At 61.4% G+C, this 9,521-nt stretch carries 8 protein-coding genes and 1 pseudogene; 4 read left to right on the plus strand and 5 right to left on the minus strand.

The window, feature by feature from the left end:
* The first annotated feature begins 156 nt into the window (after positions 1-156).
* A complete protein-coding gene (locus tag FHY04_RS22080) occupies positions 157-1,089 on the plus strand; it encodes a phosphotransferase enzyme family protein (protein ID WP_133192300.1) in 933 nt (310 codons plus the stop codon).
* A 108-nt stretch (positions 1,090-1,197) separates the two neighbouring features.
* On the opposite strand, the gene fghA is transcribed toward FHY04_RS22080, so the two are convergent.
* The 3 genes from fghA to FHY04_RS22095 are packed head-to-tail and all read right to left on the minus strand — an operon-like array spanning position 1,198 to position 3,579.
* On the minus strand, positions 1,198-2,034 hold the full coding sequence (gene fghA / locus FHY04_RS22085; protein ID WP_133192373.1) for an S-formylglutathione hydrolase: 837 nt from the start codon (positions 2,032-2,034) through the stop codon (positions 1,198-1,200).
* A 9-nt stretch (positions 2,035-2,043) separates the two neighbouring features.
* The gene (locus tag FHY04_RS22090) at positions 2,044-2,451 is read right to left on the minus strand and encodes a VOC family protein (protein WP_183938016.1); all 408 of its coding nucleotides are present in this window, start codon (positions 2,449-2,451) and stop codon (positions 2,044-2,046) included.
* Between the two features lie 18 nt (positions 2,452-2,469).
* Complete coding sequence (locus tag FHY04_RS22095; RefSeq protein ID WP_133192302.1) at positions 2,470-3,579, minus strand: S-(hydroxymethyl)glutathione dehydrogenase/class III alcohol dehydrogenase; 1,110 nt, start codon at positions 3,577-3,579, stop codon at positions 2,470-2,472.
* Between the two features lie 99 nt (positions 3,580-3,678).
* On the opposite strand from FHY04_RS22095, the gene FHY04_RS22100 reads away from it, so the two are divergent.
* Together FHY04_RS22100 and FHY04_RS22105 are read left to right on the plus strand one after the other, a co-directional pair.
* Positions 3,679-4,581, plus strand: coding sequence for a LysR family transcriptional regulator (locus FHY04_RS22100; protein WP_133192303.1), 903 nt, complete (start codon positions 3,679-3,681; stop codon positions 4,579-4,581).
* Positions 4,582-4,711: 130 nt separating this feature from the next.
* Positions 4,712-5,851, plus strand: coding sequence for a glutathione-independent formaldehyde dehydrogenase (locus FHY04_RS22105; protein WP_133192304.1), 1,140 nt, complete (start codon positions 4,712-4,714; stop codon positions 5,849-5,851).
* 228 nt (positions 5,852-6,079) lie between these two features.
* Here the strand turns inward: FHY04_RS22105 and FHY04_RS22110 are convergent, their stop codons facing one another.
* A complete protein-coding gene (locus tag FHY04_RS22110) occupies positions 6,080-6,946 on the minus strand; it encodes a bestrophin family protein (RefSeq protein ID WP_234422627.1) in 867 nt (288 codons plus the stop codon).
* Positions 6,947-7,410: 464 nt separating this feature from the next.
* Positions 7,411-7,578 carry a hypothetical protein gene (locus FHY04_RS22115; RefSeq protein WP_165954595.1) on the minus strand — a complete coding sequence of 56 codons (168 nt, stop codon included), beginning with the start codon at positions 7,576-7,578 and terminating at the stop codon, positions 7,411-7,413.
* A gap of 321 nt (positions 7,579-7,899) precedes the next feature.
* Here FHY04_RS22115 and FHY04_RS22120 point away from each other — a divergent pair.
* Positions 7,900-9,426 (plus strand): annotated as a pseudogene (locus tag FHY04_RS22120) (ISL3 family transposase); the annotation flags it as partial.
* Positions 9,427-9,521: the final 95 nt, after the last annotated feature.

Raw genomic sequence — 9,521 nt, forward strand, 5'->3', positions numbered from 1 at the left:
ACGTTGTCGTCCATGGCGGCGTGATCGACCCGGCCATGTCCGGAGATCAAAGCGGCTACGCCGCTGAAGCTACACCACGCGGTGGGACACGATCATGCCCCGGCCGTCTCGCCGCTCGTTCCTTTGTGTGAAGGGGCGGAGGCAGTAGGTGAGCCTATGCATATGATCGCAGCTTTCCCGTTCGATCATCCCGAGGAGCCGGTATCGCTCTACGACTACGCGCCCGTGCTGCGTGTTCGTGATCGTCGCGGCGATTGGGTTCTGAAGCGAACGGGGCTGGTCCATTCGGACGGCGAGGCGATCGGACGATGGCTGACGGCGCTACATGGCTTGGGCGTCGATGTGGTGGCCCCGGCAGCACACCTCCACCCCAATCCCCGCCGCCTTGATGACGGCAAGCAGTGGGTCGTTTACCCCTTCGTGTCAGGCACCGGCTACCATGCCGGTGAAAGCGAGATTGCCGACGCCGGGCGTCTGCTGGGCCGGATGCACGCGGCCGATCCGCCCGAGGCGAACGCCCTGGCGACCTACCATGGGCCGGTGGTGCGAGATGCCGAATGGATTGAGCCGCACCTTGTCTCGGCCGGAGATGCCATCGAAGCCGCCGGTGGGGATCGGCACGTTTTCCGGGAGGCGACGCTGGCACGCCTCGCCACGGCCGAACCTGTCATGGGCTTGCCGCTCGCCGGGTGCAGCTTCGACTTCAAGGCGTCGAACCTCGTGTTCAGCCCGAAACCCACGCTGGTCGATCCGGACCATGCGGCTCGGATGCCAAGGCTCTATGACCTCGCCGTCGCGTTGCTCTTGTTCCACTGCGACCTTTCCACCGCTCCCGGTCGATTATGGACGCGGGCCGAGTGGGCGACCTTCCTGCGCGGCTATGCCGGGCATATCGCCTTCACCGACGCGGAGCTGGCGGCGTGGCCGACAGTCCTACAACTGGCATGGCTCGATCAAGGCGTCTGGCTCTTGGGAAACTGGCCGGAGGGTTGGGCCGATGTGAAGGATCGGGCGTACCTATTGGACGTAGCGGCCTTTAACCCGGCTGTGTTCCCGCTAACGCCGCCCGATCAGACGGTGAGCGGGTAGCAGCTTTCCCGATCAACCATCCCAATCGAGACGATCAGGGCAAGGCGTCAGGCCTTTCAACAGTCCGTAAAGCCTTTGAGGCACGCGCCCATAAGTTGCTGTCGTGCCTCAGGCCAGATGCGCGGCATGCCAGCGCAGATGGTCGGCTAGGAATGTCGAAATGAAAAAATAGCTATGGTCGTAGCCGTGCTGCATGCGGAGCGTGAGCGGAATGCCAGCTTCGAGGCAAGCAGCTTGCAGCAGCTCGGGCCGGAGTTGCTCGGTGAGGAATTGATCGGCATCGCCCTGATCGACGAGGATCGCGGATAACCGTGCGCCATCCGCAATCAACGCCACCGCGTCGCGCTGGCGCCACAGCGCGCGATCGTCGCCGAGGTAGCCGGTAAAGGCCTTGATCCCCCAAGGCACCTGACTCGGCGCGACCATCGGCGAGAACGCAGAAACCGCCTTGAAACGATCGGGGGCCCGCAGTGCGATCGTCAATGCACCATGGCCGCCCATGGAGTGGCCCATAATCGATTGCCGGCTCATGTCCGCCGGGAAATTCTCTGCGATCAGGGCAGGAAGTTCCTCGGTAACATAGGTCTCCATGCGGTAGTTCTTGCTGAAGGGGTCTTCGGTCGCGTCGAGATAGAAGCCGGCGCCAAGGCCGAAATCATAGGCGCCGTCGGCATCGTCGGGTACGCCCTCGCCACGGGGTGAGGTGTCCGGTGCCACAAAGATCAGGGCGAGTTCCGCGCAAGCGCGGCGGAACTCGCCCTTCTCCGTCACATTCGCATGGGTGCAGGTCAGGCCCGAAAGATACCAGACGACCGGCAGCGTCGCTCCCGTTTCGTGCGGCGGGACATAGACCGAGAAGGTCATGTCCGTGCCGGTGACGGCAGAGGCGTGCTTATACACACCCTGCATACCCCCGAAGGCGAGGTTGGCGCTGACCTGCTCCATGCTCATGGCTTAGTTGCCGTCGGTGAAGGTGTACGAGCAGACCTTGTTGCCGGCCGGGTCGCGCAAATAGGCGGCATACGCGCCGGGCAGGTGGCCACGCGGACCAGGCGCGCCCTCGTCCGTGCCGCCCGCCGCGAGACCCGCTGCATGAAAGGCATCGACGTCGGCCGTGGTTGCAGCAGCGAACCCGATGGTCATGCCGTTGCTCGACGGGGCTTCGCCGTTGCCGGGACGCGCTACGATGAACGCGGGCTTGTCCTTGCCGTAAAGGACCCAGCCGTTGCCGAACGGCCCTAAGTTCTTGACGCCGAGCGCACCCAGCGCTGCATCGTAGAACTTGGTCGACGTTTCGATGTCGGCCGCGCCCATCATGACGTGCGAGAACACGTCGTTACCGGAAATAACTGCCATGATAATTCTCCTTTGAAGTGAACTTCAGAATACGACGACGGAGCGGATGCTTTCGCCGGCATGCATGAGGTCAAAGCCCTTGTTGATCTCCTCAAGCTTGAGCACGTGGGTGATCATCGGATCGATCTCGATCTTGCCGTTCATGTACCAGTCGACGATCTTGGGAACGTCGGTACGGCCGCGTGCGCCGCCGAACGCGCTGCCCTGCCAAACGCGGCCGGTAACGAGCTGGAACGGACGCGTGGAGATCTCCTTGCCCGCCTCGGCCACGCCGATCACGGTGGAGACGCCCCAACCACGATGGCAGGCTTCGAGCGCCTGACGCATTACGGTGGTGTTGCCGGTGCAATCGAACGTGTGGTCGGCGCCGCCGTCCGTCATCGCGACCAGATGTGCGACGATGTCGCCATCGATCTTCGACGGATTGACGAAGTGGGTCATGCCGAAGCGACGGCCCCATTCCTCCTTGCTGTCGTTGAGATCTACGCCGACGATCATGTTCGCGCCGGCCATGCGGGCGCCCTGCAACACGTTGAGGCCGATACCGCCCAGGCCGAAGACGATGACGACATCACCGACCTGCACCTTGGCGGAGTTGATGGCAGCACCCACGCCGGTGGTGACGCCGCAGCCGATGTAGCAGCTGGTCTGGAACGGCGCGTCCTCGCGGATCTTCGCGACCGCGATCTCGGGCAGCACCGTGAAGTTCGAGAAGGTCGAACAACCCATGTAATGGAAGATCGACTGGCCCTTGTAGCTGAACCGTGAGGTGCCGTCGGGCATCACGCCCTTGCCCTGGGTGGCGCGGATCGCGGTGCACAGGTTAGTCTTGCCGCTGAGGCACGACTTACATTGGCGGCACTCCGGCGTGTAGAGCGGGATGACGTGATCGCCGGGCTTTACCGAAGTGACGCCGGGGCCGACCTCACGAACGATGCCCGCGCCTTCATGGCCCAGAACCACAGGAAAGATGCCTTCACTGTCGAGTCCGCCCAGCGTGTAGGCGTCGGTATGGCATAGCCCTGTCGCCATGATCTCAATCAGGACCTCGCCGGTGCGAGGCCCTTCCAAATCCAACTCAACAATCTCGAGAGGCTTCTTCGCCTCGAATGCAACCGCTGCTCGCGTCTTCATGTGAGTCCTCCTCAAGCGTCTTGGCCTCTGTTTAGCATTCGGCCAATGATGTAATAATCCCGCTCCTAAGAAACACACTTCGCCGTTTGTGGGATAATTATGTCTAAATGGGATGGCATTGACGAGTTCGTGGCGGTGGCGACGACAGCGTCTTTTACGAAAGCGGCCAAGGCCATCGGCATGTCGTCCAGCCATGTCAGCCGGGCGATCAGCCAGCTAGAGGAGCGGGTTCAGACGGTCCTTTTCAACCGCACGACGCGAACCGTAAGCTTAACGGAAAGCGGCCGCGTCTTTTTCGAACATTGCGAGCGGATAGCGCTTGAGCGCGACGAGGCCATCGCGCTGATTGCTGAGCAAGGCGAACCGCAGGGGGAGCTACGCGTGAGTTGCTCGACTGCCATGGGTGAACGATTTGTCGCGCCGATCCTGCGCCGTTTGACGACGCAGCATTCCAAACTCACTGTATCGATCGACCTAACCAATCGCCTGGTCGACATGATCGGCGAAGGATATGATTTCGCGGTTCGGACTGGCGATGTGGCCGATGGCCGCCTCTTAAACACGCTCATTGCGTCGCGGCGCTTTTACACCTGCGCTTCCCCTGCTTATCTGGCCCGCGCCGGCGTCCCCGGGAAGGTCGGCGATCTGCGCGACCATGACTGTATCGCCGGCACCAGCACGATGTGGCATTATGAGGTTGATGGAAGGGAAGTCCTGCATCGGCCGCAGGGGCGCTTTCGCTGCAACAGCGGACAGGCTGTTATCGACGCCTGTATCGGCGGATCGGGCATCTGCCAGTTGCCGGAATTCTATGTGCTTCCCGCCCTCCAGCACGGCATGGTCGTTCTGCTTCTGGAGGATTTCAGGCCCCGTGAGGAACCGATCTTCGCAGTCTACCCTCGCCGCCGCCATCTCTTGCCGAAGATTCAGCACGCGGTCGCTACCTTAAAGGCCGAACTCGGTCCTGCGATGCACGCGGATCCACGCCCTAGCCTTGAGTAAGGCACGCCGAAGGCGTCCCGTGCATCTCGCGGCGGAATTATCCCGCATACGCAATACACTGTTTCGCAGTGTTAAAGGGAACAACCGTCCGAGCCTCGGCATTGAGGGAATATAGTCGAGGAGATATATAATGAAGGCTGTTATCTATAACGGTCCCAAGGATGTTCGTGTCTCAAATGTGCCGGACGCGAAGATCGAAAAAGCCACCGATGTCTTGGTACGGATAACAACGACAAATATCTGTGGATCTGACCTTCATATGTACGAAGGGCGCACAGACTTCGAAACCGGTCGTATCCTCGGTCACGAAAACCTCGGCGAGGTGATCGAGGTCGGGACGGCGGTCGACCGCGTCAAGAAAGGCGACATCGTCTGCCTTCCGTTCAACATCGGCTGCGGATTCTGCGAGAATTGCGAGAAGGGCCTCACCGGCTATTGCCTGACCTGCAATCCGGGAACCGCGGGCGCCGCTTACGGCTTCGCCGGAATGGGACCATTCGAGGGCGGTCAGGCCGAGGTGCTCCGCGTGCCATATGGCGACTTTAACTGCCTGGTATTGCCGGAGGACGCGCGCGAGAAGGAGGATGACTATGTCATGCTTTCCGACATCCTTCCCACCGGCTGGCATGCGACCGAGCTTTCGGGTCTGTTGCCGGGCGAGAGTGTGGCGATCTACGGTGCGGGACCGGTTGGGCTGATGGCGGCGCATTCGGCGGCGATCAAGGGCGCATCCGAGATCTTCGTGGTCGACAGCCATGCCGATCGGCTCGAATTGGCCACCAAGCTCGGCGCGATCGCGATCGACTCTTCGAAGGTCGATCCGGTCCAGGAAATCCTCAATCGGACCAACGGCCTGGGCACAGATCGCGGTTGCGAATGCGTCGGCTATCAGTGCTGCGACCGGCACGGGAAGGAAGCAAACCACGTAACGATGAACAACCTCGTCGGCTCGACCAAGGCGACTGGTGGTATCGGCGTGGTCGGCGTGTTCATTCCCGAGGATCCCAACGCCGCGGACGAACTCCAGAAGCAAGGCAAAATGGCCTTCGATTTCGGCGCCTTCTGGTTCAAGGGGCAGCAGATCCGAACTGGTCAGGCGAATGTGAAGGCCTATAACCGCCGCCTTGCGCGCCTGATCCATACCGGAAAGGCAACGCCCTCGCAGATAATCTCGCATCGCCTGAAACTCGACGAGGCGCCGGATGCGTACAAGCATTTCGACGATCGCGACGCGGGGTGGACGAAGGTGGTGCTCAAGCCTGCCGCGTGAACCACGCTGCGAGACGCCGGGCGGATCGATAATACTCCACATTGATGTCACCCGCCCGGGGTGAAAGGAATCATCCCTGCGCTGTGCATGCCGTATGCGGCATTTGCAGCGCAGGAGTGGCTTGCTGACTGCCGTAATATCAACTCAGCAGATGGCGCTGCGGGGTCAGCGCAGGCGGTAGGACGGTCTCGCCAAGCGACGCCAGCATTTCGCGTTCGATCGAGCGGACTATCGCATCGAGCGGAGGTCGTTGGGTTCGACCCCGAAGGGATCTTCAAGCTGATCGCTCAGCGCATCGAGCCCGAAGAACGTGTAGCTGACCAGCAGGACCGGCAGCAGCGTCCACCAACCCAGATTGCCCGCCAACGCGAACGGCAAGGTCAGGCAGAAGGTATAGGCTGTGCGGTGCAGCAGCAGCGAATAGGCGAACGGCACAGGCGTGTTCGCAATCCTCTCGCACCCGCCCTGGACCTGCGACAACAAAGTCAGTTGCCCTTCGAGTACGGAATAATGAACCGGATTGATGGCATCCGCGGCCATGAGCGCGAGGCATCGGCGTCCGATGCCTTGAAGAACGAGGTCGGTCGAATTCAGTCGTTCCTCGGCCCCGACCATCTTGCCGGTGCCACGCAGGCTTGCGGCGAGCGAGGCGGCGAACTCGCTGAGCGCTGTAAGCATGAACCGACGATCCGGTTCGGCAAGCGCCGACGCCTGACGCGCGAAAGCGCGGCACGAGATGATCAGCTGTCCCCACAGCTTCCTGCCCTCCCACCACCGGTCGTAGCAGGCGTTGTTGCGAAAGCTCATGAACACCGAAAGCGCGATGCCGATCAGCGTGAAGGGAACGCCACTGATCTGCGCCAACATGCCGGGTCGCAGCTGCGCGCAGACAATGGCGAGCATCGTGATGATCGCGATCGTGACCAACTTCGCGCCGACCCTAGGCAATATCGAGCCATTGATCGTGAACAGGATATCTTTCAGCCCAGGCTTGGGTCGCACGATCATACCGGAGACTCCAGCTGCGGCACCGACGGCGCCCGAGTGTGGGCGCTTAGAACCCGTTTGAGGCAAAACCAATGCCGGCCGGCTCAACGAACAACGGCTTCGTCCCAAACCTCATCATTCCTGGCGAATGTACGAAAAACAGGCGATTTGCGTCGCCTGAGCGGGCCTGTCGGCGCTTATGCGACCTCGCCGCCGGACGCCCGTGAGCTAGATGGTCTATTAGCGACCGCCGACGCCGCTTTGTACCGGATGAAGAGCGGCAGCTTTGCCAGAATCCCTGCCCGAAACCTGACCGAGCGCTAACCACCCAGACCCAGCCATTCCCGAAATAGCATCCCTTCTGACACAGGCAGGCGAGGCGATCGGCATTTTTCAACAGCCCCGGTCGTTTTTCTGGCACGCGCATTGGGATTCCCGTTTCTTCGTTACCAACGGCCAGTTTAGGGAGAAGGCAATCGGGAACACATTTCGTGAAAACAGCACCCTCCTTGCCGTCCAGCGTTCCGTTCTGCCGTCAGTCGTCCCGATCATCCTTTGTTTTCGCGATGCCCTCAATCCTTGGGAGGTTTGGCGAGCCGGTCGAGTAATTCGTTCAGCAACAGGCATTCGCCCGGCGTAAGCACCTCGGCGCTACCAAGGTGGGCGCGCAGCCCTACCGCCAACGACACCAGATCGGCTTGGTCTTGGTCGGGCGGGTTGGTGATGATAAATGCGATCACGCTGTCTCGTATTACGGACGATAGCTGAGGGTCGCGTTACTCCTCGGGGATTGCGAGCAATGTCGTCACCGCGCCGACCCCGACCGCATGGATCAACGCCACCGCGCGTTCCACGGGCATCCGCAGCCGTGCTGCTCTAGGTGTTTAGTCCCGGCATCTGGTGGATCGGGTCGACGATGAACCGGTCTGGCTCTGACGTCCAGGATGAGGGGTCCTTTTTCGACGCCGATCACCCCGCTACCGGGGTCCCTTTTGGGCTCTGACTCAATTTTGATGCAGTTATGAGGTCTGCTGGCGTTGGCTCCAGATGGGATTATCGTCATGCACAAGGCGCTTCACCCCTCGTCTCTCATCCCTGCTGGGTTTGCGATGGTCGCGGCGTCCAGCGATGGCGACCGAACGACCGTTACGGTTCGCAGCATTTCGAAATCGAGCTGTTGTCCCACGTGCGGAACTGGCAGTAACCGGGTCCATAGCCGCTATCAGCGTCGTATCGCCGACCTGCCACTAGCTGGGAGATCAGTTCGCCTGATCGCCGAAGTTTGCCGTTTTCGATGTGCAGCGACCCAGTGTGGGCAACAGATCTTTACTGAGCAGTTTCCCACTGGGGTATTGGCGCCTTGGGCGCGGCGTACCGGGCGTCTCGACGTCCTCGTACATCATCTCGGGCTGGCGCTTGGCGGCCGACCTGCCGCAAGCCTGGCCAAGCGACTGATGCTCCCGGTCAGCAACGACACGTTGCTAAGAGTGGTACGTCGGCGCGGGTGCCCGGTAAGGCCAGCGCCGACGGTCATAGGTATCGATGACTGGGCGTGGCGGCGCAATCATAGATACGGCACGATCATCTGCGATCTGGAGCGGCGAAAGCCAATCAGCCTGCTCCCGGATCGTGAACCGGCAACGGCTCAGGCATGGCTTACCACCCAGCCACAGATCACGGTCGTCGCCCGGGACCGCGGTGGGGCGTATGCGCGGGCTGCCGCAAAGGCTTTGCCGCACGCAGTCCAGGTCGCGGACCGCTGGCACCTGATGGAAAACGCGAGCCATGCATTTCTTGAGGCGGTCCGTCGGTCGATGCGCCAAATCCGCCAATCCGTCGGTGCCATGACCATAAACCCCGCCCTGCTGACAGCGGCGGAGCACCTGCAATATCAGGGATATCTTCACCGTGAGGAGACCAATGCTTCCGTCCTGACGATTGCCAAGGACGGGGCATCTATCAAGGAGATCGTGCGCCGCACCGGACACAGTCGTGGCCTGGTCCGCCGAATTTTGCGTGGCGAACGTAGCGATGTGTTCAGGGTTCGGGAGAGCTCATTGGAAACCTATCTGCCGTGGCTGGATCGAGAGTGGGCAGCGGGATCTCACAATGGTGCTGACCTCTGGCGACGCCTGAGATCACAAGGATTTCGTGGGTCGCTGCGGGTCGTAACCGAATGGGCTAGCCGGCAGCGACAGGCTGAGCGGGTCGATACGGAGTCCCTTCACCGCGTGCCCTCGGCAAGAACTATCGCCAGGTTGATGACGACCGGGCGCGATACCCTGTCGAGGGCAGAAACTGTGACGGTTGCTGCGGTAGAGGCAGGCGTACCGACGCTCGTTGAGGCGCGTACCGTCGTCGAGGGATTCCACGAAATGATCCGGCTCAAAACAGAGGGGAATCTCGTTCCCTGGATCGAGCGTGGCCGAGCCAGCCTGGTAGCGTCTTTTGCCAATGGAATTGCACGCGACGTCGCCGCGGTTCGAGCCGCCATCATCACCTCGTGGTCAAACGGGCAGACCGAAGGGCAGATCACTAAGCTGAAGTTGGTAAAACGGCAGATGTACGGACGCGGTAAACTGGACCTACGGTCGTGTCCCGCGTGGTGGTGTAGCTCAGCGGTAGTGAAGCTGACCGGCCGCGCGCTATCATCCAGCGCTGTAGCGGCCGGTCAGGTTCACGG

The organism is Sphingomonas sp. BK481 (assembly GCF_014194875.1).
Classification (GTDB): Bacteria; Pseudomonadota; Alphaproteobacteria; order Sphingomonadales; family Sphingomonadaceae; genus Sphingomonas; species Sphingomonas aerolata.

Bases quoted from the DNA above. Each gene is read 5' to 3' on its own strand.
- FHY04_RS22095 (WP_133192302.1), bottom strand. From the start codon at position 3,579: ATGAAGACGCGAGCAGCGGTTGCATTCGAGGCGAAGAAGCCTCTCGAG.
- FHY04_RS22100 (WP_133192303.1), top strand. From the start codon at position 3,679: ATGTCTAAATGGGATGGCATTGACGAGTTCGTGGCGGTGGCGACGACA.
- fghA (WP_133192373.1), bottom strand. From the start codon at position 2,034: ATGGAGCAGGTCAGCGCCAACCTCGCCTTCGGGGGTATGCAGGGTGTG.
- FHY04_RS22080 (WP_133192300.1), top strand. From the start codon at position 157: ATGCATATGATCGCAGCTTTCCCGTTCGATCATCCCGAGGAGCCGGTA.
- FHY04_RS22105 (WP_133192304.1), top strand. From the start codon at position 4,712: ATGAAGGCTGTTATCTATAACGGTCCCAAGGATGTTCGTGTCTCAAAT.